We start from the raw sequence: 26,968 nt of genomic DNA, 5'->3' as shown, positions 1-26,968 counted from the left end.
GCTCGCGCGCGACTGACGCGACTTGCCTTGGTGCGTCCGCGCCACCCGCGCGGGCCGGGGCGAGGAGCGGCATGGAGGTGTGCGCGCAGCCACCTTGGTGAAGTGAGGTCCACGAGGCGCCGCCGCCGCTACCCCCCTCCCGGCCGCTTTCTCCCTGGGAAACAGGGAGCTCGGCAATCTGCCGCACACCGTCGCCAGGGCGTCAGATTTCTGACTAGAACGCCCCAGGACCGCTACCGATTCCCGAAAAGCATCGTGACGCAAGCACGAGACTGACGTTTTCAGGACATCCGTTCGCATTCAGCGCGCCAACTGTCAAAAGATTGACACACATCACGGATTCATGGTTCAGTCATGAACAGACTGAAACGGAAGTATCTCTCGAACTCCGGTGTGTCGCACGGCGTTCTTTCTGCGGTTGGACTTAAGGAAATCCCAACGATGATGAGCTTTCGCAAGCCCGGATGGATGCTGTCCGGTGTGCTGTGTGTTGCCTGCCTGCCCGCCGTTGCGGGGGCGCAGGACGTCGCCGCCAGTTCCAAGGTCGGCATCGATCCCGTCACCGGCAAGCTGCGTCCGCTGACCGACGCCGAGAGTGCGGCGCTGGACCAGCAGGCTGGCTCCGCCGCCCGCAGTGGGGCGAGCCGCACGACCATGCCGCAGACCGAGGCGGCCGCACGCGCCACCGAGCGTCGCCTGCCCAACGGCACCGTGGTGCGCAAGTTGCCGGCCACGCAAATGAGCTCGCTGACAGCGACACGCCAGGCCGACGGCCGCATCGTGATCGAGCACAGCGACGACGCAGACACCCAACCCGCCCACGCCGAGCACGGAGCGCTGCCGCATGAATAAGCCCTTGTTGCTGTTATCCCTGGCCGTGGGCGCGGCGCTGGCGCCACTGCATGCATCCGCTGCCAACGTCACGCTGATCAATGGCGACGCCGGCACCGTGGTCGGGTTGAACGACCCCACCACCGCCGCACCGTTGGGCGGCAATCCCGGGCGGTCGGTCGGCGAACAGCGTCGCATCGCCTACCAATACGCCATGGATCTGTGGGGCGCGGTGCTGCAAAGCAACGTCGAAATCAAGGTGTATGCCTCGTTTGCACGGCTGACCTGCACCGCCACCGGCGGCACGTTGGGCCAGGCCGGCCCGAACTGGATCGTCAACGACTTCCCCGGCGCCAAGGCCAATACGCTGTATCCGTCCGCGCTGGGCGATGCGATCGCCGGGCAGGACCTGGTGCCCGATCCGGCCGATCCGGCCGACGTGTTTTCGCAGTTCAACGGCGATCTGGGCAAGGACGACTGCCTGGCCGGTTCGGGCTGGTATCTGGGCCTGGACGGCAAGACTCCGGCAGGCCAGATCAACTTCCTCAACGTGGTGATGCACGAGATCGGCCACGGGTTGGGCGCTGCCGGCTTCCTCAACAAGACCACCGGCGTGCTCGGTTCGGGCAGCGGCCTGACCGACGTCTACACCTCGCAGGCCTTCGATAACGTGCAGAACAAGCGTTTCGACGACCCGACCATGACCAACGCCTTGCGCGCCGAGGCGATGCGCACGCCCGGTCGCACGGTGTGGGCCGGCACCCGCGTCAACCGCGAGGCGGCGTTGATCCTGGACCCGCGCACGCTGCTGCAGGTCAGCGCGCCGGCCACTGCGGCTGGCAAGTTCGAAGTGGGCTTTGCCAGCTTCGGGCCGCTGGCCAGCGCCGGCAATTTCCCGGCGCGCGCAGTGGTGACCATCAATGACGGCGTTGCCGCCGCATCGGCCACCGATGGCTGCGAAACGCCGTTCGTCAATGCGGCCGAGGTGGCCGGCAAGGTGGCGCTGATCGACCGCGGCACCTGCGCCTTCGCCATCAAGGTCAAGAACGCACAGCTCAACGGTGCGGTGGGCGTGATCGTGGCCAACAACGCCGGCGGCGTGCAGACCATGGGCAATGCGGCGCCGCCGATCACCGACATCACCATCCCGGCGATCATGGTGTCGCAGGCCGATGGCGCACGGTTGAAGAGCAGCACCGGCGTGGTGGCGGCGCTGTACGAAGATCCCGAGCTGCTGCAGGGCACCGACAGCGCAGGCCGCACGCGGTTGTATGCGCCCAGCGTGGTGGCCGGTGGTTCGACGTTCTCGCACTTCGATACCGATCTGCAGCCCAACGCGTTGATGGAACCGTTCGATACGCCGGAAGTACAGGCGCATCTGAACATCGACCTGACCCCGGCGATGTTTGCCGATATCGGTTGGACCTTGAACCGTGGCCTGACCCGGCTGGGCAACTGCAGCACGCTGGTGCCGACGGTGGAAACCGGCGGTCTGATCGTCGGTGCGAACCTGACCGCCGAGAGCAGCCTGTGCAAGACGCAGAATACCGGTAACCGCTTCGGTTATCTGACCTGCATGAACGATCACATCCGCGAACTGGAAGACCAGGGTGCGATCAGTCGTCTGCAGCAGGCCGCCACGTTTATCTGCGCGACCAAGGTACGCCCGTAACCCAGGCGTAGTCGCTCAGATGTGATGCGAACGGCGCCGCGAGGCGCCGTTCGTTTATGCGTAATCAGCTGTGTACTGCATGCAGCAATGTGCGTCGATGCAATGCGCGCCATCGCACCTCGATGTGGCGCAGAGCGATGCACTGCGTCTGCGCAACGGCTACAACCGCATCAGCTGTGTACTGCATGCAGCAATGTGCGTCGATGCAATGCGCGCCATCGCACCTCGACGTGGCGCAGAACGATGCACTGCGTCTGCCGCAACGGCCACACACGCTGGCCTCGTTTGGGAGGCGCTGCACAACGCGTCCGCGTGTTTTCGATCAACACCGCTGGCAATCTTCACTATGCGCAACTGCTAGATATTCAGCAGGGAAGACAGCCGCGTTTGAGCGACATCCCAGGTTCCCCCGTCATGCCGCGCGTTGTTCAGCCCTTCCTTCGCTCACACCACGCGTTGCCGTGTATCACCTATCTGCGGCATACGGCGAGGTCAGCACCTGCGGTGCGCGACCCAACGCAGCGCCCAGGCGATCCATCACAAAGCGCAGATAGAGATTGCTGCTGAACTGGTTGTAGTCGCGTGCATTGTTGAAGGTCATGCGCCCGCCCAGGAACAACTGCGGCGCCACCTGCCATTCGGCTGCGCCACTGAGGTTGTACGACACGCCGGTGCGGCTTTCGCCCGCATACACCGGGTCGGTGTAGCGGTCGACCAGGCCGAGCAGCGCCGCCAGCGATGCGGCGTCGTAGGCGGCCTGCTGCAGCGTCGGGTCGGTGGGGAAATACGGCGTGGGGTCGGTCTTGAAATGCTGCACGCCGACGCTGGCATCGACCTTCCAGTTGACGCTCTGCCCCGCGCTGCGCCCGCTCCAATGCACCGGGAAACCGAGGTCCACATATTCCTGCGGGCTGAAGTACCCGCCGTGGCCGTACGTAAATCCACTGAGGTTCTTGTCGTACTGCATGGCGGTCAGATTGACGCCGGCGGTCAGCGACTGATGCTGGGTTTCCAACGCATGCACGTAGAAGCCCAGGTCGGCCTGGCGGTGGTCGTTGTCGGCCACGTTGTTACCGATCAAGCGGTGCGCGGCAAGGTTGGCATACCCACCGAGCAAGCCGTTGTCGGCGGTGGCAGAGAGCACGATGCCGTTGCTGGTGACACCGCCCCATTCGCGGCCGCTGCGTGCATCCTGCGCACCGGCGAACGACAGCACGCTGTCGGTGACCGCGCGCCGTGAGGCATCGGCCGACCAGCTCACCGTGTCGCCGATCTCGCCGCGATAGCCGACGCCACCGACGACGTTCTGCTCCTGGAACCCGATCGGCGTGCTGCCCACATCGGCGCTGAAACCGCCATTGCGATAGCGCACGCCCACACCCACGCCGGTGTCGTCCTGGCTGAGCCGGCGCGCACCATTGCCGCTGGCGGCCATGCTGTTGAGCGTGGCCGCCAGCGAAGTGGGCGTCTGCTGCGCGGCAGCGGTGCTGCTGGCCAATGCCTGCAACGCGGCACCGTCGCCGGCGGCCAGCTGTTCGCTGATCGCAGTGTTGCTGAGGATGTCGCGCGCCAGCTGCGCAATCGGCGTGCTGGACGCGTTGACGCTGAGCAGATATGCCGGCAGCGGCTCGTTGGCCAGCGCGGCCAATGCCGCCGGCGTGCTGTTGTTGTTTTCGGTCAGCAGCTCGCCGAACAAGCCGGTATTCAAGGCGTAACGGCGCAGGCGTTCGCGTGTGGCGACGTTATCGCCCTGGGTGGCGAGCAACTGATACACCGACGAGTTGGTCAGCGTGTCGATCGGGCTGCGGTCGGCGGCAAGCGCGTCGTTGACTGCCGTCTGCGGGCCGGCGCCGAAGCGGCTGGCAGTGGCGTAATCGGTGGTCAGCGTGCCGGCATCCACCACGGTGGGCGTCAGCGTGACGCCGAGCTTGCCTTCTCCCACCGCGAAGTCGGCCTGCACCGGCATTTCGATGTCGTCCAGTCGCCCAAGGCCGTCCTCGCCATCGCGCGAACGATACAGCGCGCCACCGGCGAGGTTGTCGCTGTTTTCCGATTGCACCGCGCGCAGTTCGTCGAGCACGCTGTTGCCGCTGCTGGGCGCGCGCGTTTCTTGCGCGGTAACGCTGCGCGAAGGAGCGGTGTTGTCCGGCACGAACGCGGTGGCGCTGCGCGTGGGCAGGCGGCTGCGGCTGTTGGGCGCCGGCAAAAACGAGGGTGCGGCGCTCACCGGCTGCGGCAGCGTATCGACCGTGTTGCCGGCGTAGGCATCGACGGCTGCGGCGGTGGCGAAGCGTGCAGTTGCCGGTTGGGTGGCGGCCGGCGGCTCCAGCGCGACATCGGCAAACGCGTTACCCGCCGGCATGCGCTCGGACAGGACTGCCGGCGAGCGCGGCATGGCGCCGGTCATGCCGGAGAACGGATTGAGCGGACGGCCGGCCGAGGCGACTGCCGCCGGGCCACGTGCGCCCGGCAAGCCGTTGTCGAGCTGACCAGCCTGGCGCTGCTGCGCGGCCAGCGATGCGCGGAAATACTGCTCGGCCTTGCGGTTCTTGCCGGCGCTGCGATACACGCGGCCGGCGGCGGCGAGCACGTCCGGCGATTCCGGCGCCTGCGCCAGCGCGCGCTGCAGATAACTCTCGGCGTTGCGCAGATCCGATTGCGCGGCGGCGCTGTTGGCGGCAGCGGTGAGCGTGTCCAGATCGTTGGGGTGGCGCTGCAGGATCTGCTGATAGATCGCCAGCGCCTGGCGCTGATCGCCGGCTGCGGCATACAGCCGTGCCAATGCCGCCTGAGCGTCGCGGTTGTCCGGTTGCTGAGCCAGGATCGGCGACAACGCGTCGTAGGCGCCTTCCAGATTGCCGAGCTCGCGCAAGGCGTCCACCTGGCGCAGCGTGTAGGCGCTGCGCAAGTTTTGATAGCGACGCAATTGTTCCGGCGTCATGGTGGTGGATTGCAGCTGGCGCAGCACCGCCGACAACTCGGCGTCCTGACGCGCACGCAGCAGCACGCCGGCATATTGCAGGCGGTCTTCGGTGCGCGGGTTGGCACCGGTGACCAGCCGCTGCGCCAGCACCAGCGCGCGCGAGGCATTGCCGGCGTCGGCATGCGCGCCGGCCAGGGCGGCCAGCAATTGCGGATCGTCGAGCTGGTTGCCCAGCGCGGTTTCGGTACGTGCGAGCAATTGCTGCGCCTCGCCTACCCTGCCCTGCTCCACCAGCAGCCGCGCCTGACGCGCCTGCAGTTCGATCCAGGCAGTGGTGCGCAGCTGGGTCATCTCCGGCGTACGCGCTGCGGCAGGAATGCGATCCAGACTGTCGTACGCGCCCTGCCAGTCGCCGCTTTCCTGTGCGAGCAAGGCGTTGGCGTGCAGCGCTTCGGGTTGGTCGCCGTGCACGGCAAGCAGGCCATCCATGACGCTGCGCGCCTGATCGGGACGGCCGGCCTGTTGGTACAGGCGGGCCAGATCCAGGCGAATCCAGGCATCGCCGGGGCGTTCGACCATGGCAGCTTCCAGCTCGGCCCGCGCGCTGACCGTATCGCCGGCCTCCAGCGATTGCCGCGCGCGGGCGCGCTGCACATTGGAACGCAACAAGGCTTCGCCACCGGATTTGGCGCGCTCGGCGGCCGGCAGGCGATTGAACAATTCGCTGGCTTCGGACATGCGGCCCTGGCGGCTGTACAGCCCGACCAGGCCCTGCAAGGCGCCGGCATTATCGGCATCGCGCGACAGCGCCTTGCGATAACTGGCTTCGGCCGCAACCGGGTCGCTGGCGCTTTGCAGACCGCCCAGCGCGACATGGCCGGCCGGCTCGTTGGGCAACAACTGCACCGACTGCTCCACCAGCTGGCGTGCCTGCGCGATGTCACCGCGTGCGCGTGCGGCCTCGGCCTGCTGCAGCTGTTGCCAGTAGCGCGCGCTGTCCAGCGCACCTTTCCATTTGCCATTGCTGGCAGCGGCCGGGCGCAGCAGTTCCTGCGCTTCGGCAAAGCGTTGCTGACGCAGCCGCACCGAGCCCAGGCCGCCTAATGCTTCCGGGTCGCGCGCACGGGCGCGCAGCACCTGGGTGAAGCGTTGTTCGGCCGCGCTCAGATTGCCGGCGTTGAGCGCGCGAAAGCCCTCCGCCAGCGCGATGCCGTTGGGATCGGCGGGCGCAGCGGCAGCCGCCGTGCGTTGTTCGCGCAATTGACCGAGTTTGGCGGTCACTTCCGCATCGGCCGGGCTGCCGGCCAGAAATGCCTGATACAGCGGTGCATCGGCGGTGCTAGCGTTGAGCCAGAGCAGCGCCTGGCGCCAGCTGGTGCGCGCCGGGCCGCCCACATCGGCGCGTTGGGCAAGCGTGCGCAATTGCGCGATGCCTTCGCGACGGGTGGGTTCGCGATAACTCAATACCTGGGCCAGCGCCATCTGCACGGACGGGTTGGCCGGGTCGCTGGCCTGCAGCGTGCGCAGACCATCGCGCGCACGCTCCCAACCGGTCGGCGTGCCGGCCAGCGATTGGTAGTACTCCAGCGCAAGCGTCGGCGGCGGCGCCTTGCCGGCGAACACGGCCTCGTAGCTGCGCGCGGCTTCCACATAGCGCCCGGCCGCGGCGGCGCGGCGTGCGTTGCGCAGATTGGGGTCTTCGCCGGCAGTGGCGCTGCCGCGCGCACCGATCGCCACGCGCAGGCGCTGCGCCTGTGGCGATTGCGGATGCGCGGCTTCGAGCTGCTGCAGACGCTTGCGCGCCTCCGACTGACGGCCCTGCGCCAGATCGATCTGCGCCAGGCCGAGCAAGGCGTCTGGCTGGTCCGGATCGATGCCGAGCAGCTTTTTCCAGGTGTCGGCGGCCAGATCGTCGCGTCCCTGGTCGTGCCAGTAGTTGCCCTGCCCGACCAGTTGCTGGGTCGCGCTGGTCTGCGCGTGCACCGGTGAGACGAGCAGGCACAGGTCGATCATGCCGGCGAGGTAGAGCGGGGTCAGGTTTTTGCGGAGCATGCAGGCGTTCTCCAGGCGGGCAGCAGGCGCCCGTCTGCGGCAAAGCGGTAGCGGTTCTCAAGCCAGCCCTGTCCGAACAGGGCCAGCGTGCGTTCGAAATACGGCAGCGCAGCGGCGGCCGGTGTAGCGGCGAGCGGAATCCGCTGCGCCTGTGCCTTGAGCAGGGTGGGCTGACGCAGCGCGCTCAGGTAAGGCAGCAACGCGGCGGAAAACCCCACCGGCACGGCGCCGGTACCCACGCCGCGGGCGGTGTCGATCTTTTCGGCGAACGCGGTGCCCGCGGCCAGCAGGTCAGCCGGGCCGGACAAATCCTGCAGCAACTTCGCGCGCAGCGGCTCGCCTGCATCTAGCATGCCGGCCCACAGATACACGCGGATGGCATCGTAACTGCCTAGATTGCCGCGTTTGGGATCGGCGCCGAAGGCCTTGCCGTCCCACACCGTCCAATCCGGTGCAAAGCCGACCGGCGCACTGTCGTGCAGCACGCGCGCAGCGTTGGCGGCGATCGCCGCCCACGGCCCCTTGGGGTCGGCGTTGGCGCAGCGCCGCAGTACCTGGATCGGCAGATAACTGGGATTGAGCGTCCAGCGGCCCGGCTCGACAAAGCCGCTGCGGCCGGGCAACAACATCGGCCCCAGCCCGGGCAGCGTGGCCACTTCCTGGGTGCGCATCAGTTGCAGGATCTGCTGGCCGGCCTTGCCGTAACCAGGGCGGTTCCACAGCCGGCCGGCTTCCAGCAAGGCGTAGGCGATCCACAGCTCGCCATCGCTGGCGGTGTTGGCATCGAGCACGCGCCACTCGCCGCTGCCATCGCGGCCCCACAGCCAGGCCGGAAGATTGAGATCCGGGCGGCCGCCGCACAGGTTGTGCCGGGTCCAGCCCAGCACCTTGTCGAACAGCACCTGGTCGTTGGCCACCAGCGCGAAGAACAGCGCGTACGACTGCCCTTCGGAAGTGGAGCGTTGATCGGCGTTGAGAAAGTCCACCACCCGGCCATCAGGCTGGATGTGCTTGGACACGAACGCGTTCCACAGTGGCCAGGCGCCGCACTGTGCAGGCGCTGCCATCGCGCCGGCCGGCAACAGCGCGGCCAGTGAAGCCAGTGCACCGGCGCGCAGCAGGCCGCGGCGCGTCATGGCACTGCCGCGCGCGGCCGCGTTCATGCCCCGTGGCCGTCGTTGAGGCGCTCGGCGGTATGCCGGCGCAGCAGGACGCGCGCGGCCAGTGCCAGCAGCAGCGCCAGCAGCACCACGGTCAGGGCCAGCCACACCGGGTGATGCGAGAAGTACCAGCGCAGCCAGGTCGGCAGCGGCAAGTGACCCACGTAGTAGGTCTGATTGCCGACCAGGCTGGTGACCTTTTTCTGCTGCAGCAACACCACGCTGCCCTGGAAGTCCTTGAGCAAGGCCGGGTCGAACCAGGCATCGAACAGACGATTCATGTTGGCCGGGTCTTCGGTCTGAAACGCGACCACGCTGCGGCCGGATTTCAACGGCGATTCGAAGCCCATCAGCAACACGTCGTCCGGCTGTGGCTGCAACGCGATGTCGGTGGTGGTCGGCAGATCGGTGCGGCGCGCGTCGAAGGACAGGAAGCCGGGTAGTTTTTCGAACAGCCAATCGGTCAGGCCTATGCGGCGGTTCTGCCCGTCCTGGCCCACCGGCAGCTGCGCACGCCATTGCTTGAACAGCGGTTGCGATTCGGCGCTGCCCAGCAGCAACAGATCGCGATCGGCGTGCTGCTGCACCGCGCTGGCGGCGATGATCTGCGCATGCAGTGCCGGGTAGCCGGTGGACGCACCGAACCGGCCGAGCAAGGTCAGCACATTGCCCAGATCCTGGTCGCCCGGATTATTGGGCAGCACGATCGCCGATTCGGACAGATCGGCCAGCCGCGTGAACGGATAACCGGCGTTGGCGAACGCGGCCAGATTCGGCATCGCCATGTAGTGGTCGAAACCGCTCAGGTCGATGGTGGAATCGGCATCGATGGCGCCGGAGACATCCGGGAAGGTGTTCTTGCAGGCCTCGCCTTGCGGGCGATCGAAAAAGAAGTGGAAGCGCAGCTGGCTATTGGCCGAAAACGCGCCCACCGGCAGCGTCAGATCCTGATGCACCGGCATGTTGCCGCGCGTGCTCAGGCTGTTCCACCAGCGCACCGGCGTGGACTCGGCGAATGGGCGGCCGGTCAGCGGCAAGGTGGTCACGAACGACTCGTTGATGCTGACGTTGAGCGCGGACTTGTTGTCCTCTTCCGGCAGCGTGTAGCGGTACTTCAGCGCCACCGGAATGCCGTCGCGTTCCCACACGAACAAGTCCGGCGGCAGCTGCAACCCGACCCGGATCAGGTCCGGGTGATAGCCGGTGACGTTGAGCGCGCCGGGCTGGGTGACCAAATCGCCGAAACGCACCGGATGCTCGCTCGAAATCCATTTGGGCGCGTCGTACGGCCGACGTGGCGTCGGCGCAGACATCTCGCCGATCCGCGCCACCGCACCGGTCAGCGGTGCGCGCAACGCCAGCGCGGTGGCCGCGCGTTGCAGATCCTCGGTGTTGCGGCCGAGCACCAGCAGCAGCTTGCCGTTGGGATCGGTCGGGTTGACCACGATGGCAACCGTCGGCCCGCGGATATCGGCCACACCGCTGTCGGCGGTGGCGAACTGCGCAGGCAAGGTGTTGGGTGTGGCGAACACCACCGCGTTGCCGGTCGCCGGCAAGCTGCTGGTCGAAGCCGGGAATACCGCGCCACGATAGCCGGCCAGGGTGCCGAACCACGATGCCACGGTGCCGGCCGCCTGCAGCGTGGCCATATCCGGCTGCTGCGGGAAATAGAACGGCAGCTCCAGACGCCGCGTATCGCGCACATCGAAAAACGGCACCGGCAGCAGCGCCAGGTTGTTGGCCAGCGCCAGCGGCGTGGTGGTCAGCGACAGGCTGGTGGCCGCATCCACATTCGCCCACAGGCTGCTGTGGTCGGGGTCTTCGCACTCGCGGGTGTAATGCCCGATGAGTTGCAGGTTGAGCTGGTTGTAGTCGGTGATCAGCCGCGGGTCGATCGGCAGATCGGCCGACAGCAACTTGCCGGCGTTGGCCTTGTCGGTGGGCAAGCTCGCAACGGTCACGCCGTTGATGGTGACCTTGACGTGCGACAGGTCCGGCAGCAGCGACGGCGAGTAGCTGTATTTCAGATTGAGCGTGGCAGCGGTGACGATCTCGTCGCTACGCACGCTGAAGGGCACGCCGGCACTGCCCTGCACACCACGCAAGGTGATTTCGTAATCGATGCCCAGATCGCGCAGCGTGGCCGCGCGCGCGCTGCCGGCGGGCGGTGTGGCCGCGGTAGGCACGACCGCTGCGGCGGTGGCACTTTGCGCATCGGCGCCTGTCTGCGCGGCAGGCGCCGTCGTTGCGATCTGTTGCGCCTGCGCCAGACCGGCCAGAAGCGTGAACGCGCAGGTCAACACGGCCGGGGACATTCGCATCAGTTGCTTCTTGGCAGGGGAAAGGGAAACACCACGCATCACGCTCACGACTCCAGATCCGCGCGCGCCGGGCGGAAGCCCTGACGCGTGCTGTCCACCATATGCCGACCCAGGCGCCCGAATCCGCGCGCACTGGCGGCCAGCACCTGGCCCATCGAGCGCCAGAACGAATCGCGATCGTGCTGGCCCCATTGCGACAACCAGATATCGGCACGCGCAAAGGTCGATGCCACCAGCCAGCGTTCCTGTTCCATCGACATCTCGGTGAACTGGATGCTGACCTGACCATCGCGATCCTGACGCACCACGGCCGGCAAGGTCTGCTCCACACCGCGATGACTGAGCCCGATTTGCACAGTCGAGCCGGGTTCGATCGGCTGCGGTTGCGCGAGCTTGATCGCCATGCCGCCGGTGGAAAAATTCACCGAGCGGCAGGCCAGCACGCCGCCGTCGGGCAGGTAAAGATTGACCGGGACATCCAGCGGCACCCGGTGCGCGCTACGCACCTGGCGGGTTTCGCTGGCGGTGGCAATCGTGGCGCCCAGCAGCACCATGTTGTAGAGCGTCCAGGCCAGGTTGAACCAGATCGTCTGCTGCTCGCCGCTGCCGCCGACATAGACCAGCCGCAGCACGCCGGCCACCACGCCGGCCACGTTGAGCAGCAGCAGGAACAGATACGGCTTGGCGATCTGCGCATCGAAATAACCGCGCGCTACCAGCCCGCCCTTGGGCGTGACGTTGAACTTGCCGAGTTTGGGATTGAGCAAGGCCACCAGCGTCGGGCGGAAGATGTACCAGGCCAGCGTGGTCTCGTAGACCTCGTTCCACAGCAGATGCCGGAAGCGGCTCTGCACGCGCAGATTGGTCAGATTGGCCTGCAGAATATGCGGCAGCGCGTAGGCCAGGATCATCAATGCCGACGCCTGGATCACGTGCGCGCCGAAGAACAGATACGCCAGCGGTGCGGTGAGATAGATGATGCGCGGCAAGCCGTAGAAGAAATGCAGCATCGCGTTGAGATAGCACAGCCGCTGCGACAGCTTGAGCCCGCGGCCGAGCAACGGGTTGTCGATGCGCGCGATCTGCGCCATACCGCGCGCCCAGCGGATGCGCTGCGCCACGTGCCCGGACAGGCTCTCGGTGGCCAGACCCGCTGCCTGCGGCACTGCCAGATACGCGGTGCGATAGCCGCGACGCTGTAACTTGAGCGCGGTGTGCGCATCTTCGGTGACGGTTTCCACTGCCACGCCGCCAACCTCTTCCAACGCAGTGCGCTTGATCACCGCGCACGAACCGCAGAAGAACGTGGCATTCCATTGGTCGTTGCCATCCTGCAACAAACCGTAAAACAGCTCGCCTTCGTTGGGCACCTTGCCATGCGTATCGAGGTTGCGCTCGAACGGGTCCGGCGAAAAGAAATAGTGCGGCATCTGCACCAGCGCCAGCTTGGTATCGCGCAGAAACCAGCCCATCGCCACCTGCAGGAACGAGCGGGTCGGGATGTGGTCGCAATCGAAGATGGCCACGTATTCGCCGCTGCATTTTTTCAAGGCGGCGTTGATGTTGCCGGCCTTGGCGTGCGCGTTGTTGGTGCGGGTGACGTAGTTGATGCCGACCTCGGCACAGAACTCGCGGAATTCGTCGCGGCGGCCGTCATCGAGCAGATAGATATTGATCTTGCCGGCGGGCCAATCGATCACGCTGGCGGCCAGCACCGTGGTGCGCACCACCGACAACGGCTCGTTGTAGGTGGGAATGAACACATCCACGCTCGGCCACAGGCTCTGGTCGGCAGGCAATGGGACCGGCTTGCGATTGAGCGGCCACAGCACCTGAAAATAGCCCAGCACCAGGATCACGAACGCGTACAGCTCCGCACCAAGCAGGCCCAGGCCGAGGATGAAATCCACCGCGCTGCCAACGCCCATGGTCTGGGTCATGCGCCACCAGATGTAGCGGCACGACACTGCCAGCGACATCCCCATCATCATCAGGATGACCACCCGCCCGCCACGGTTGCGCACCGCCAGCGCCACTGCGAACAGCACGCCGGAGAACACCAGCTGCTGGGTGACATCCATCGGGACTGCGACCACAAACACCAGCAACAACGCACCCAGCAGCCACAGCGCCCAGGTTGCCAGCGTGGGCAACGGTGATGCGGAACGAAGGCTGGCAGTGGTCATCGGGCAATCCTGGAAACGTGGCAGACGTACGGCAACGCGGCGACAAACGCATCACGCGCTTGCCGGGCATCACGGAAGGGAGCGCTCAACGCGAGCGCAGGCGCTGGAGCGGGCTGTGCGCAGAGGCGCGCGCGTCGGCCTGCAGCAACCGCTGGAACAGCTGTTCCAACGGCGTCTGCGCCGGCCGCTCCAGCGACAACAGGCCGCGCGCGACAGGCTCATCGCGTTGCCGCAATTTGCGCAGCGGTGCCAGCGCATCGCCGGGCGATACGCCAACTGTCTGGTCGGCAAGCGCCGTTGCCTGCATCACCGGCGACGACGGGGCCACGAGCGGTGCGACCGGCGTCGCCACTGCCGCTGACAGTGCGGGCGAACGCGCTGTCGGCACGTGTACCGGCGCGACCGCAGCCTCCGGCGCAACCGGCGCCGTCTGCGTAGCTTCCGGCGCCTCGGCAGGCGCCACGCCCGGCTTGCGCGGCGGCAGCTGGGTGTAGGCGAAATCGTGATAGCCCTCGCTCGCCTGCGTCCCCAAACGCGCGAACAGACCCGATACGTCGTCGTGTCCCGACGTGTTCTTGGTGTTCTTCGGTGCCATCACACTCCCCTTGCCTGATCGCACATGCTCATGCCGTCCGCGCCAGGACAAACAGGCGCAGATCGACGGAATCGGCCGGCACGGTCTGCACCGCCAGGCCTGCCAGCATCCCCAATTGCTGGAACCATCCTTCGTAGACCCCTTGCAGGAACCCATCGCTCCAGCCAGCCCCGTCCAGCGCCACGCTCAACGGCGCACCGCCGTGCCGGATCTGCACGTGGTCAGGGTATTCGTCCATTGCGCACTGGCCCCAGTCGCAGCTGTCCCAGATCGCATTGGCGGCCTGTTGCACCTCGTCCAGCGCGGCGCAGGACGCCAGCCTGTGCTCACGCGCGAAGCGGCGGCCGATCCGGGCCATCAAGGTGGACAGGTCGTGCTCGGGCAGCTCGGCGCCGAACTCCTCGGCCATCGCCCGCACAAAGCCCAGCCACTGCCGGGAGCAGCTCCGCGTGCGGTACAGCGACAAGGGGTCGAGTGCAGGCATTCAACAGGCTTCGCAAGGAAAGGGACGTCACATACGACGGTTGCACTAAAAGTGATGCAAGCGTGATGCCAATGTTAACGTTTGCCAACCAGCGTTTGAGAGATGCATCTCACTTTTCCGGGCATTCCCCGACAGCAGGCCGCCCGTTTCGGCAGTTCATGCCGGCCTGCGTCAGTCATTGCCGCCGCTGGTCAGGCCCCTTCGGGCATCGGCGGCAGACCGAACACGTCGCGCAGGTAACGCAGGTAGCCGGCGTCTTCGCACATGCTCTTGCCCGGCGAATCGCTGAGCTTGGCCACCGGTTGGTCGTTGCAGCGGACCATCTTGATGACGATCTGTAGCGGCGTCGGCCCCAGGTCGTTGGTGAGGCTGGTGCCCACCCCGAAGGCCAGCCGGCAACGGGTGTGGAAGTGCGCGTACAGGCGCATCACCTTGTCGATGTTGAGGCCGTCGCTGAAGACCAGCACCTTGGTCTTGGGATCGATGCGGTGGGCTTCCAGATGCGCGATCACCCGCTCGCCCCATTCGAACGGGTCGCCGGAGTCGTGGCGCATGCCGTCGAACAGCTTGCAGAAATACAGATCGAAGTCGCGCAAGAACGCGTCCAGCCCCACGATGTCCGACAGCGCAATGCCCAGATCGCCGCGGTATTCGCGCGCCCACGATTCCAGCGCGGCGACCTGGCTGTCGCGCAGCCGCGGCCCCAGCGCCTGGAATGCCTGCAGGTATTCGTGCGCCATGGTGCCCAGCGGGGTCAGCCCGTAATGCTTGGCGAAATACACGTTACTGGTGCCCACGAACTGCTCGCCCAGGCCATCGCGCAGCAGCGGCAGCAGCTCGCCATGCCAGTGCCGCGAGTAGCGGCGACGGGTACCGTAGTCGGCGATCTTGCAGCCGGCCGGCATGTTGCGCAGGCTGCTCACCTTGGCGCGCAGGCGGCTGCGGCCCTCTTCAAAATCCGGCTCGGAGGTGTTGCGGAACCACACCTCGTTGATGATCGCCAGCAACGGCACTTCAAACAGGATGGTGTGCAGCCACGGGCCGCGGATGGTCAGCTCGATCTCACCTGGGTGGGTGGTCGACGCCGACAGCTGCAGGTATTTGCGGTCCAGATGGAACAGCGCCAGAAAATCGGCGAAATCCGGCTTGATGAAGCGCAGGCTGCGCAGGTAGTCCACCTCGTCCTCGCGCAGGCGCAGCCGGCACAAGGCATCGATCTCGCGCGAGATCTCATCGATGAACTGCGCCAGATCCACGCCGGGCGTGCGGCACTTGAAGCGGTAATCGACCTGCGCGGCCGGGTGCTGATGCAGCACCGCCTGCATCATGGTGAATTTGTACAGGTCGGTGTCGAGCAACGAATGGATGATCATGCCGCCGGATTATGCCCGCAGCGACAGTGGCCGCGCGTGCATTGGGCATGACCCGACCGCCGGCCGCGGCTCCCCGCCCTAAGTTAAGGGCGCACGCTCCAGCGCGGGGGCCTTGTCGAATTTCCCTGGGCGTCTGCGGGGCCGCATGGGGCTTGCGGTCACTTAGAGCAGCTAAGAAAAGGACGGTGCTCACCGCCAGGCGGGCGCGGGCGGTGTTCGGTGTTCGGTGTTCGGTGTTCGGTGCAGCATGTACACGCCGGTTCTGAGCGCGCCGTCCACACTCTCCTGACGACTGCTCGCTACGTTTTGTGAGCAGCGCTTAGTGTCACGCACCAGCGGCGCCAGCCTGATCCACAAGGCTGCAGCTCGCAGATCGCAGCTCCACCCCCTGAGCAGCTGCTAAAGCTGGGGCGACCACACAAAGGCCGCGCCGGCCTGTCGCCGAGCGCGGTCGCGCATCAGTGCCTCAACGCGCCAGCACCTGCTGCGCCGGCTTGCCCTGCACGGTGAAGTCGCTGTCGCCCGGGCCGCCGGCGGCGGGGTCGGTGTACCAGCACCACAGCGCGATGCCGTCCACGCCGTGCGCCTGCAACACCTTTCGCCACTGCTGCAGCACCTGCAGTTGCAGGCGGGTATCCACCGCGGCGGTGCGTTGCTCCGGGCTTTCCCACGGTGCGGCAAGACTGCCGCGTGCCGAACGCAGGCCCAACTCGGCCACCCACACCGGCTTGCCCACGCGTTGCCCCAGATCCTGCAGGCGCTGCGCGGCGGCATTCATTTCGGCAGCGCGCGCGCCGGCAGCGTCGGAAAGACGCGGATACAGGCTGGTGCCGACCGCATCGAACAGCGACCAGTAACGGAAGGTTTCCGCATGCTCCATCCCGTCGGCCACATACAACAGCTTGCCGCGATAGACCTTGCGCACCGCCGCGACCAGCTCGGGCCATTGCGGCGCGTCCTGCAGCTTGCGCAGTTCGGTGCCGACAACCAACGCTTCGGCGTGTTCGTCTTCGGCCAGCTGCGCCAGCGGCAGCAGTGCCTTTTGATATGCGGCAAACCAGGCCGCCTGGTCGGCGGGCGCCACCTCGCCGGCCCAGTGGCCGGGAATCCAGACATGCACCTTGAGCGTGGGCTGCAGACCGGACCGATGACTCTGACGCAGCGCAGCGCGCATGGCCTCCAGGCTGCTATCGCTACCCAGCACCGGGTCGTTCGATTGCGGGTTCGCTTGCCAGACGAAGGCCACCAGCAGCGCCTTGCGCGCACCGGTGCCGGCCAACGCATCCAGCGACTGTGCAGCGGCAGCGCTTTCCCACGGCGCATTGGCCGAAACCTTGACGTTGGCACCCATCCACATCGGCGCGGCTGCATTGCATCCATTGGCCAGCAGGCACACGGCAAGCAACGCTGCGAGGATTAGAACGCGTTTGCACATGCGGCAGACACCTCGGTGGTCGACGCTGCCGTGCCCGGCACGCAGGTGCCGGTACGCAGCGCTGCGTTACTCACGTCCGGCTGCAACGCAGTGGCCGTTGCAGCGCCGGCTGGCGTGGCGGCGGCGCTCATCTGCGCTGCCACGTGCGTCTTGATCGCGGCATCCGCATCAATCAACGGCGTCAGCGTGTCCGCCGCCGCAGGGGTCGCCACACGCGCGACCGGCAGCGACACCGGTGCGGCCATGACCACCGCCTCGCCTTGCAGCAGCGACTGCGCATCGGCAGGCGCCGCACGCATCCAGCTGCCCCAACCCTGCGGTTGCACCCAGGCCGCGCCGATCAGGCCGAGCAGCAATAGTCCAGCGGCTTGACTGCGCTGATCGGCCTGCAAGGCGCGCAGCAACAGCGCTGCCGGCACCCACAGCAACAACAAGGCATCGAAGCCCGCCCAGCCGAACGCAAACGACAGTGCAGCCGCGCAGATCACCGTGCCGGCGCTGGCCAATACGCCACGCGCAAGCGCACCGTTACGCGCCCGCATCACCAACGCCAACACCGGGAAGCAGGCCAGCGCCGCCACGCCCCAACGCACCGCCGGCAACCAGCCTTCGGCCTGTGCAGCCAGCGGCAACGGCAGCGGACTGGCCCCTTGCGAGATGCTCGACAGGGTCGGCCACGGCGCGTTGAACACGGTCAGATTGACGTAAGCCCACATGCCGACCAGAAACGCGAACGGCAGATAGCACACCAGGTAGAACGAGCCCGGCGCCTTGCGCAACATCTGCGGCGGCATCACCAGCAGCAGCCATGGCGCGACCATGGTCGACAACGCCAATGTCTGCAGATCCAGGCACAGCAAAATGCACAGCCACCCGGCGATACGCAGATAGGTGAAGGCCTCCACCGGCGCCTGCAGGCGGCGCAGCGTGCGGCACAAGCCGTAGAACGCCAGCAGGCCCACCGCCTGGCTGCCGCCGGCAGCGATCGGCAGCAGGAACAGCGGGTTGCAGCCCACCAGCAGGGTCAGCCCGCTGGCCCAGCCACGCCCGAACACGCCGGCCAGATCGCGCCACAGCAGCGACAGGAATAATGCATTGGCAGCCACCGCCAGAAACGGCCATACCTGAAACGGCAGATCCCAACGATGCAACGCCAGATCGACGGCCCAGGCCAGCAGGCCGCTGGCCGGCACACCGATGCCGGGCGCGCTGGTCGGCGCAACACCGCCCATCGACTGCACCAACAACGGCTGGCTCAGCAGCGACAGCGCCACCACGGCCACCAGAAACGCCGGCAAGCCGCTGTCGCGACGCGCTGCCGGCTTACTCTTCGAGTGCGGCGCGGCGTTCGTTTTCCGAATGCTTGCTGATGCCATGCGTGGTCTTCTCCCAATAGAACGGATTGTGGATCAGCTGCCAGAGACCCTTGTAGGCAGCGATCGATTGCAACGCCCAGTAAAACGGCACCGTCAACGCGTATGGCGCCAACTTGAAGTAGTCGCGTTTGAACGCGGCCACCAGCGTGATGTAGATGAAGAACGCATTGGCCAGCAGAAGATTGACCAGCGAGACCGCTGCAAGCCACGGCGGGAAGAACCGTTCGAACATGGTGGTGCCGGTGACCATCCACACCGCATACAGCGCCCACAAGACCGGCACGCCCAGCGCGGTGAAAAATCCGCCGCCGATAAAGAACTGAAATCCCCAGAACCCCTTGAACCCGGTGCTGCGATACAGATGCACCGGATCGCGCATGTGCACCAGCCAGGTCTGCATGTAGCCCTTGAGCCAGCGCGAGCGCTGCCGGATCCAGTTGGGAATGCTGACGTTGGCCTCTTCGAACGTGGTGGAATTGACCACGTTGACGCGGTAGCCGTTCTGGATCAGCCGCACGCCCAAATCGGCGTCTTCGGTGACGTTGTACGGGTCCCACGCGCGCACCTGGCGCAACACGTCCAGACGGAAGTGATTGGAGGTGCCGCCCAGCGGAATCGGGATACGCAGGTATTCCAGCGCTGGCAGGTAGAAGTCGAACCAGAGCGTGTACTCCAGCGTGAACATCCGCGTCAGCCAGTTTTCGTCGGCGTTGTAGTAGTTCAGCCGCGCCTGGATGCACACCACATCCTTTTCTGCCTTGCGGAAGGCGGCCACCACGCGCTTGAGCTGATCCGGCTCGGGCTTGTCTTCGGCGTCGTAGATGGTGAGCAGTTCGCCGCGCGCAAAATGCAGCGCGTAGTTGCAGGCCTTGGGCTTGGTCTTGGGCTGCGACGGCGGCACCCGGATGATTTCGAAGAACGCTTCCAGGCCGAGTTTCTTGGCCGCGTCGATGGTCTCGAAGTCGTCGGCTTCCAGCACCAGTTTCACGTCGAGCTTGCTGATCGGGTAATCCAGCTTGCGCAGCGCGTTGGCCAGGATCGGCAACACCTCCGGCTCCTTGTACATCGGCACCAGCACGGTATAGACCGGCAGGTCGTCGTCGCGCAGCGCGGCCACTTCGTCTTCGGTGACCTTGATGTCGATGCGGTGGCGCGAGCCGAACCACACCAGCAACAGCTTCAAACCGAACGTCGCCAAAAAGCCGAGCGCCACCAGCACGTTGACGGTGATCAGCGCAGGCACCGGGAACAACACCATCGCGATCAGCAACACCGCCGCGATCGCCCACAAGGTGAACTTCTGCCCGCGCGTGACCACCTGGCGCGCCGAGTACGTCGGTGCGTGCGAGGCGAGCAGGTTCAAGGCGTTGTCGGTGAGCTGCTCGTCGGCGTAGCGCTGCAGGCTCCAGATCACGTCGAACTTGGCGGTGCCGACAAAGCGCACGTCTTCGCCGTAGTGCGCGCGCGCCCAGGCAAACACCGCCGGGTCGGGATCGGCCACCGCCAGCACCAGCACACCGTCCTCGCGACGCCACGGCAGAAGCAGACGCTGCGCATAGCTGTCCAGGTCGGCGGCGGTGAGCAGCTCGGCGTCCGGGGGCTGCTGCACCAGATCGATGAACTCCAGCCCGAAGTGCGCCGCGACGATGGCGTAAAAGCGCTGCGCCGGCACGCCGCGCTGGGCCAGGATCACATCGCCCAGGCGCGAGTTCCAGCGCTGCTGCAGCGCCAGCGCCGAGCGCAGCTGTTCGTCGGTGATGACGCCCGCCGTCACCAACGCACGACCCAACAGACCGCGTTCGCGGCCGATGTCCGGCGCCCGTCCCAGCGCCTCCATTTCGCAGGTGACCGTCATTGTCGTGGCGTCCTTAGAATCGCCACCAGGCGGCCACGAACGGCCCGCCTGCGGCACCGGTATTGCGGCCCATCACCGGCTGCTGGTAACCCAGCTGCCACTGGCTGCCGCCCGGCGCGGTGTACAGCGTCGACAGCTGCAGCTTGGTGAGGTCGTAGTTGGTACCGGTGGCGACGAAGCCTTGCTGCGGCACGTTGTTGCGCCCATTACCCAGGCCCTGGATCACGTTGAGCTCGCCCAACAGCAACCAGCTCGGAGTCAGGCTCAGACCGGTGGATGCATCCACCCGCACTTCGTCGGAGGCGGCGCTGCCGCGCAGGCGCACTGCGCCACCCAGATCGACGTAGCCGTTGCGTCCGCCCAGCGTGTAACCACGGCCGCGGCTGTAACGCAGCTCCAGGCCATAGTCGCCCAGGCCGAGCGCGGGATCGGAGTTTGCGCTGGGATCCCTGGGGGTGGGATGGTAGGTCTTGCTGCGGCCATAGGCCGGAATGCTGACCAGCGCTTGCACCGAACTCCGCCAGACATCGTCAGCAGCACTCGGCAGCGCATAACGCAGCCCGATTTCCTGATCGGCAAAGCCGGTCGTCGTGGTCTGCTGCCGACCGTTGACGGCATCGTGGTTGCTGAAACCGACGTCGGTGAAATAGAAATTGCCGATCACGCTGAGCGTGTCAGTCACACCATGCTCGACATAGACATTGAGCTGGTCCTGGCGACTGCGGCCGTTGCCATCGAATTGCTGGCCATCGCCAAAGGTCGTGCGGCGGTGACTGTCGTCGAACCAGCCACGGCCATCGCTATGCAGCGCCTTGACGATCACTAACGTATCGCCCTGCGGCTGGGTCCAGGCACCGGCGATGGCGCTACCCGGCAACGCAGCCAGCGCGCAACTCAAGGCAAGCGCAGACAGCGCGGCCACCGGCGGGCGGCGGGCGTTACTGGACGGGGTAGACGATGTGGCAACCGGGCTGGACTGCACGGAGGTAAGGCACGACGGACGTACCCGCGAGCGCGGGTCGTTCTGTAAAGACATTTGTACGATTCCTGATGGGGGACCCGTTAGGGACAGGAAGCACGGGCTAGGTCACACTTCAGTGCGAAACGTATCACAGTTCCGGACAGTTCCACATCACGGATTTATCACTAATTTAACACTAGCGACCACTATTTGCGACGCAACAATCGCGGCACCTGGGCAGCTGCATGGGTCCAGATCGCCAGCCATACCCCGAGCTGGGTCAACGGCCCGCGCTGGCCGGCCTCGAACTTGCGGAAATAGCGCCACAACCCGCGGTGCTTGTGCCATTCCACGAAGAACGGGCGCGAGCGGCTGGACACACCGCGCACGTGCACCACTTGCAGATCGTTGGCCACCGCCACCAGCGCGCCGGCCTGGCGGGCACGCCGGCACAGATCCAGGTCCTCGGCGTGCAGGCGATACCTGCCGTCCCAGCCGTCCAGCCGATCGAACAGGCTGCGCTGCATCAGCATCAAGGCACCGGAGATCGCATCCACCGGCTGCAGGGCAACCGACGGATTGGCGGGCACCGCCAGCTGGGCAGCGGCACGCGGGGCGCGCAGCATCGCGGCAAAGTCCGGGTCGCGGCGGCGCACGGCCGCATCCGGCCGGCCCTGCTCGTCCACCTGCTCCACCCCAAGCAGCACTGCGGCATGCCCGGTGGCGCGCGCGCACAGCTGCACCAGGGTGTCGGCTTCGACCATCAGATCCGGGTTGATGAAGACCAGCCAGGGCGCATGCGAGTCGCGCGCGCCCTGATTGCAGGCAGTAGCAAAGCCGGGGTTGTCCGGGTTGGCGATGAAGTGCACCCGGGCATCGGCCAGCGCATGCCGTTGCACCACATCCAGGGTGTCGTCGCTGGACGCGTTGTCGACCACCCGGATCTCGCTGATGCCATCGGCCGCACGCAGCCGCGACAGGCAGGCATCGATGGTGCTGCTGCTCTGATAGGTGACGACGACGGCGGCGATCTGGACTGGAGTCATCCGGCCATTATCCGGTGCCGGGACCACGCAGCGCCATCGCAGCGACGGCCCGGCATGGCGGCCGACGGCGGCACGGGGCATACTGCGCGCCCGACGGCCGCCACGCGGCCTAGGTCGGCGCCGCCTGCGGCACTCCCACACTTGATTCTTGAGATGACGGCCAGCGACCTTTCGGTTTCGCGCTGCCCTTCCACTCCATGTCGCGCGACCGCCTGATGGCGTCAGCGCGACAACGACGGCCCGGCAGCGCCGTCTGTGTTGTTACCGGCCTGCGTGCCGGCCCCGTTGAACCGGCTGCGCGCAATTGGTCTATACCACTCATCTTCTCCTCGGCATGCCTGCAGAGGGTGTACGCATGAGCGCGACGCATCAGGTCCATGGCATGAGCCTGGAGTTGGCGCTGCCCGACTGGCCGGCACTGACCGTGGATGAAATCCGCCACGTGCTGCAGCGGTTCTCCGGGCTCGGGTCTGACCACGGCGTGCACTGGCACAGCGCGCGTCCGTTCTCCGCCGCCGCCTGCGTGCAGACCGCGTCCGGCCCGGTGATCGTCAAGCGCCATCACCGCAGCGTGCGCAGTGTCGCTGCCTTGCGCGAAGAACATAGCTTCATGGCCCATCTGCGCTGGGCCGGCGCGCCGGTGGTGGAGGTGCTGTACGCGGCTGACGGCCAGACCGCACTCGCGCAGGACCAGTGGGTCTACGAGGTGCAACGCGTCGGCGCGGGGCGCGACCTGTATCGCGATGCCTTGTCGTGGACACCGTTTAACAACGTTGCGCACGCGCAGGCCGCAGGGGCTGCGCTCGCGCGACTGCATCACGCCGCGCAGGGCTTCGATGCACCACCGCGCTCCACCACGGTGCTGGTCGCCAATCTACGGCTGTTTGCACAGCAAGACCCGGTGCAGGCGCTGCAGCGCGCGTTACCCGCGCGGCCGCATCTGGCCGCAGCGTTGAAGGAGTTTTCCTGGCAGCACGATCTGGCCACTCACGTGCTGCCCTGGCATGCGCGCGCCTGGCCGTTGCTGTCTGCGCCAGGTGCGATGCCGCCGCTGTGGACGCATGGCGACTGGCATGCGTCCAATCTGCTCTGGAACACCGATCACGGCGACACCGACGTCAGCGCGATCTTCGACTTCGGATTGAGCGATCGCAGCAGCGCCTTGTTCGATCTGGCCACCGCCATCGAACGCAACCTGATCCCGTGGCTGCAGCTGGATACCGGCGCGCGTGCGCCAGCGGACCTGCAACAACTCGATGCCTTGTTGGATGGCTATGCGCTGCATCGCCCAATCAACGCCACACAGCTGGGCTGCCTGGCCGCCCTGTTGCCGATCGTGCATGCCGATTTCGCCTTGAGCGAAATCGAGTACTTCGCCGGCATCACGCGTTCGCCCGACAACGTGGACATCGCCTATCACCGCTATCTGCTGGGTCATGCGGACTGGTTTGCCAGCACCGATGGTCAAGCGCTGCTGGCGCATCTGCATGCGCGCGCAGCCCTGCTGCGATGAGCGGCAACACCGTGTCTTTCCTCTTCCCTTCTTTACGAGTTGCTTGCATGTCCCGTCTGTCGTTAGCCGCACGTCCCCATCGCCCGCTGACGCTCGCCCTGGCGCTGAGCCTGGCCGCCCCTGCATTGGCGCAACAGCAGCAACCCGGCGAGTCCGCCGTGCAGCTGGATACGGTCAATGTGCTGGGCGAGCGCAGCGATAGCAACACGGCACTGACCGGCTTCGGCGCAACGCCGCTGCTCGATGCGCCGGCCTCCATCGCGGTGATCGAGCGCCAGCAATTGCTCGATCGCCAGGCGCGTGTGCTTAGCGAGGTGCTGCGCGCCGATGCCTCCGCCGGCGATGCATATGCACCGATCGGCTATTACGAAAACTTCGTGGTGCGCGGCTACTCGCTCAATGCCGCCAACAGCTATCGCATCAACGGGCTGAGCGCGGTGGGCGAGCAGTCGATTGCGCTGGAAAACAAGCAGCAGGTGCAGATTCTCAAGGGCCTGAGCGGGCTGCAGTCGGGCATCAACGAACCGGCCGGGTTGATCGACTACCGCACCAAACGCCCCGAGCATGTGCGCAGCGTGACCCTGGGCACCGACGAGCAGGGCTCGCGCTATGTCGCCGCCGATTTAGGCGACTGGTTCGGCGCCGAGCGCACGCTGGGCCTGCGCGTGAATGCCGCGCGCGAAGACATCAACAGCTATGTCGATCACGCCGATGGTTACCGCAATTTTCTGTCGCTGGCCGGTGACTGGAAGATCACCGCGCAATCGTTGTTGCAGCTGGATGTGGAATATCAGCATCGGCAACAGCGCTCGGTGCCCGGCTACCAATTGCTCGATGGCACGCAGGTGCCGCGCGACATCGATGTGCACCGCCTGCTCGGTTACCAGCCGTGGGCGCGGCCGGTGGAGATGGATTCGCTCAACGCGCAGCTGCGCTATGCGTATCAGTTCAACGACGACTGGCGCGCCACAGTCGAGGCCTCGCGCAGCCGCGCGGTGATCAACGATTTCTCCACATTCGCCTGGGGCTGCTATGGCGCCGCAAGTTGTGCGGAGATCTTCACGCCCAACTTCTTCAGTGCGCAAGGCGAGTACGACGTTTACGACTACCGCAGCCCCGACGACACCCGCGTGCACGATCAACTGCGCGCCACCCTCGAAGGCCATGTGGTCACCGGCGCGCTGGAGCATCATCTGAGCATCGGCGGCGACTGGCTACGCCGCACCATCGACCGCTTTGGCTCGGTCAACGAATTCATCGGCAGTGGCAGTATCGATCGCGACCCGGAGGTTTTCGCACAGACCGATGTGGCGCTGGACCCCAAGCAACGCCGCCTGGATAGCCGCCAACGCGCGTTGGTGCTGACCGACCGCATCGGCCTGGGCGCCCTGTGGGAACTGTCGCTCGGCGCACGCGCTGTCCGCTTGGACGAGCGCGCCTTCGACCGCGATGGGCTGCTGGAACGACGCACCCGCAAGGACGCGGTGTTGCCGCAGGCCGCGCTGTTGTTCAAGCCGCAGCAAAACGTGTCGCTGTATGCAAGCTACGCCAAGAGCCTTGCCGCCGGCGGCACGGCCCCGTGGTTTGCCGACAACGCCGATGAAATCCTGCCGCCGACCAAGGCCTACCAGCTGGAAACCGGCGCCAAGCTCGAACTGGATGGCCTGCGCCTGGGCGCGGCGCTATTCGACATCCGCCAGGCCTATCAATTCACCCAACCGCAGGCCGATGGAGGTCTGTTGTTCGTGCAACAAGGCCGGTTGCACAACCGCGGGCTGGAACTGTCGGCCGACGGCGCGGCCACCGAGCAACTGCGCCTGTTCGCCAGTGTCGCCGCCATCCGCGCACGCGCAGAAGAGACCGACATTGCCGAATACGAAGGCCATCAGGCGATCAATGTGCCCAAGCTGCGTGCCAGCGTGCAGGCCGACTACAGCGTGCCAGGCGTCGATGGCCTGGCGGTGCTGGCCGGTGTGCAATACAGCGGGCGCAAGTTCGCCGACCGGCTCGGCAATGCCAGCGTGCCGGCATACACCGTGGCCAACCTGGGGGCGCGCTACGCCACCGCGCTGGGCGGCCTGGCGACCACCTGGCGTTTGAACGTGGACAACGTGTTCGACAAACGCTATTGGCGCGATTCGGGCGAGTACCAGGGCGATGCGTATCTGTTTCCGGGTGCGCCGCGCACTGCGCGTCTGAGCGTGCAGGTGGATTTTTGAGGTCTGCTGCCCCCATCCGCCCTTCGGGCACCTTCCCCCGCAGGCGGGAGAAGGACGTCGAAGCGTCCGTAAGCGGGGGAAGGATGTCGGAGCGTCCGCAGGCGGGGGAAGGACATCGAAGCGTCCGCGAGCGGGGGGAAGGACGTCGTAGCGAAATTACCTGTGCTTGTGCGTGTTTCAGGCACTGACTGAAGACCGCAGGCACCAGCTGAAGGCAGGGGCTCAGCGGTGCAGGCGCTGACGCGCTTGCAGTGCACGTCGGTACGGGGCTTCGCGCAGCGTCCACTTCCGACTGCACCACTGTTTTGCACCGGTTGCGCCTCTCCCACCGCTCTCCACTTTCCATCAGGCCTTGCATGTTCTTGCTCGAATCCATCGCCGTTGTGATCAACCTGCTGGGCGTGTGGCTGACCGCACAGCGCATCCGCTGGTGCTGGCCGGTCGGCATCGTGGCGGTCGCGCTGTATGCGTGGCTGTTCTATCAGTGGAAGCTGTACTCGGACATGCTGCTGCAAGGCGTGTATGTGCTGACCCAACTCTACGGGTGGTGGCAGTGGCAACGCGGCAACAGCGTGGACGCGCGCATCCGTCCCTTGCCGATGCCGCAGCGTGAACTGTGGCTCTCACTCTCTGTCGGCGCTGCATTCGCTGCTGCGCTGGGCGCATACATGCATCACCGCACAGATGCCGCACTGCCATGGCTGGACGCGGCGCTGGCCAGTTTCAGCCTGGTCGCCAGCGTGTGGGCCGCACGCAAGCGCCTCGCTAACTGGGTGCTGTGGATCGTGCTCGATTGCATTTACGTCGGCGTGTTCGTCAGCAAGGAGTTGTATCCCACTGCCCTGCTCTACGCCGGCTTCGTGGCGTTGGCGATCTACGGATGGCGCAGCTGGAAAACCCAACAGAACCGGAACCTGGCAACGCCACGCTAAGCCCGGTGCAGTTTGCGTGCGCGTTCTTCTTTAC

17 protein-coding genes and 1 other RNA gene are annotated in these 26,968 nt (G+C 66.2%); 6 read left to right on the top strand and 12 right to left on the bottom strand.

Features of this window, described 5'->3' with window-relative positions; all coding sequences use genetic code 11:
* Positions 1-441 precede the first annotated feature (441 nt).
* The gene (locus tag ASF90_RS13340; protein ID WP_055850846.1) at positions 442-852 is read left to right on the top strand and encodes a hypothetical protein; all 411 of its coding nucleotides are present in this window, start codon (positions 442-444) and stop codon (positions 850-852) included.
* A complete protein-coding gene (locus ASF90_RS13335; RefSeq protein WP_055850843.1) occupies positions 845-2,503 on the top strand; it encodes a PA domain-containing protein in 1,659 nt (552 codons plus the stop codon). Before ASF90_RS13340 ends, ASF90_RS13335 begins: the two co-directional genes overlap by 8 nt.
* 466 nt (positions 2,504-2,969) lie before the next feature.
* Here the strand turns inward: ASF90_RS13335 and ASF90_RS13330 are convergent, their stop codons facing one another.
* The 7 genes from ASF90_RS13330 to pncB form a co-directional block, all read right to left on the bottom strand.
* Positions 2,970-7,478 carry a cellulose biosynthesis protein BcsC gene (locus ASF90_RS13330; protein WP_055850840.1) on the bottom strand — a complete coding sequence of 1,503 codons (4,509 nt, stop codon included), beginning with the start codon at positions 7,476-7,478 and terminating at the stop codon, positions 2,970-2,972.
* Positions 7,460-8,641, bottom strand: coding sequence for a cellulose synthase complex periplasmic endoglucanase BcsZ (gene bcsZ, locus ASF90_RS13325; RefSeq protein WP_055850837.1), 1,182 nt, complete (start codon positions 8,639-8,641; stop codon positions 7,460-7,462). Before bcsZ ends, ASF90_RS13330 begins: the two co-directional genes overlap by 19 nt.
* Positions 8,638-10,959 carry a cellulose biosynthesis cyclic di-GMP-binding regulatory protein BcsB gene (bcsB, locus tag ASF90_RS13320; RefSeq protein ID WP_055850834.1) on the bottom strand — a complete coding sequence of 774 codons (2,322 nt, stop codon included), beginning with the start codon at positions 10,957-10,959 and terminating at the stop codon, positions 8,638-8,640. Before bcsB ends, bcsZ begins: the two co-directional genes overlap by 4 nt.
* A gap of 44 nt (positions 10,960-11,003) precedes the next feature.
* On the bottom strand, positions 11,004-13,145 hold the full coding sequence (gene bcsA / locus ASF90_RS13315) for a UDP-forming cellulose synthase catalytic subunit (RefSeq protein ID WP_055850829.1): 2,142 nt from the start codon (positions 13,143-13,145) through the stop codon (positions 11,004-11,006).
* A gap of 85 nt (positions 13,146-13,230) precedes the next feature.
* The gene (locus ASF90_RS13310; RefSeq protein WP_055850827.1) at positions 13,231-13,740 is read right to left on the bottom strand and encodes a hypothetical protein; all 510 of its coding nucleotides are present in this window, start codon (positions 13,738-13,740) and stop codon (positions 13,231-13,233) included.
* 28 nt (positions 13,741-13,768) lie between these two features.
* On the bottom strand, positions 13,769-14,224 hold the full coding sequence (locus ASF90_RS13305) for a hypothetical protein (protein ID WP_055850826.1): 456 nt from the start codon (positions 14,222-14,224) through the stop codon (positions 13,769-13,771).
* A 191-nt stretch (positions 14,225-14,415) separates the two neighbouring features.
* Complete coding sequence (gene pncB / locus ASF90_RS13300) at positions 14,416-15,597, bottom strand: nicotinate phosphoribosyltransferase (RefSeq protein ID WP_055850824.1); 1,182 nt, start codon at positions 15,595-15,597, stop codon at positions 14,416-14,418.
* 238 nt (positions 15,598-15,835) lie between these two features.
* Between pncB and ASF90_RS22370 the strand changes: the two genes are divergently transcribed.
* Positions 15,836-15,912: non-coding RNA, sX9 sRNA (locus tag ASF90_RS22370), on the top strand.
* Positions 15,913-16,063: 151 nt separating this feature from the next.
* Here ASF90_RS22370 and ASF90_RS13295 read toward each other — a convergent pair.
* From ASF90_RS13295 to ASF90_RS13275, 5 genes are all read right to left on the bottom strand, one after another.
* Positions 16,064-17,032: a hypothetical protein gene (locus tag ASF90_RS13295; RefSeq protein ID WP_055850822.1), complete on the bottom strand. Its 969-nt coding sequence runs from the start codon at positions 17,030-17,032 to the stop codon at positions 16,064-16,066.
* Complete coding sequence (locus ASF90_RS13290; RefSeq protein ID WP_115559904.1) at positions 17,014-18,309, bottom strand: hypothetical protein; 1,296 nt, start codon at positions 18,307-18,309, stop codon at positions 17,014-17,016. Before ASF90_RS13290 ends, ASF90_RS13295 begins: the two co-directional genes overlap by 19 nt.
* A gap of 46 nt (positions 18,310-18,355) precedes the next feature.
* Positions 18,356-20,263 (bottom strand): glycosyltransferase family 2 protein, encoded by a 1,908-nt coding sequence (locus ASF90_RS13285; RefSeq protein ID WP_055850816.1) that lies wholly within the window; start codon positions 20,261-20,263, stop codon positions 18,356-18,358.
* A gap of 13 nt (positions 20,264-20,276) precedes the next feature.
* A complete protein-coding gene (locus ASF90_RS13280; RefSeq protein WP_055850814.1) occupies positions 20,277-21,299 on the bottom strand; it encodes a hypothetical protein in 1,023 nt (340 codons plus the stop codon).
* A gap of 131 nt (positions 21,300-21,430) precedes the next feature.
* The gene (locus ASF90_RS13275) at positions 21,431-22,270 is read right to left on the bottom strand and encodes a glycosyltransferase family 2 protein (protein WP_055850811.1); all 840 of its coding nucleotides are present in this window, start codon (positions 22,268-22,270) and stop codon (positions 21,431-21,433) included.
* Positions 22,271-22,625: 355 nt separating this feature from the next.
* On the opposite strand from ASF90_RS13275, the gene ASF90_RS13270 reads away from it, so the two are divergent.
* The 3 genes from ASF90_RS13270 (at position 22,626) to pnuC (ending at position 26,934) form a co-directional block, all read left to right on the top strand.
* Positions 22,626-23,783 (top strand): aminoglycoside phosphotransferase family protein, encoded by a 1,158-nt coding sequence (locus tag ASF90_RS13270; protein ID WP_055850808.1) that lies wholly within the window; start codon positions 22,626-22,628, stop codon positions 23,781-23,783.
* A 47-nt stretch (positions 23,784-23,830) separates the two neighbouring features.
* Complete coding sequence (locus ASF90_RS13265) at positions 23,831-26,002, top strand: TonB-dependent receptor (protein ID WP_055850806.1); 2,172 nt, start codon at positions 23,831-23,833, stop codon at positions 26,000-26,002.
* A 356-nt stretch (positions 26,003-26,358) separates the two neighbouring features.
* Complete coding sequence (gene pnuC / locus ASF90_RS13260; protein WP_055850803.1) at positions 26,359-26,934, top strand: nicotinamide riboside transporter PnuC; 576 nt, start codon at positions 26,359-26,361, stop codon at positions 26,932-26,934.
* The last annotated feature ends 34 nt before the right edge of the window (positions 26,935-26,968 follow it).

It is taken from the genome of Xanthomonas sp. Leaf148 (genome assembly GCF_001423585.1).
GTDB lineage: Bacteria > Pseudomonadota > Gammaproteobacteria > Xanthomonadales > Xanthomonadaceae > Xanthomonas.
This window is presented reverse-complemented; position numbering and strand designations above follow the sequence as displayed.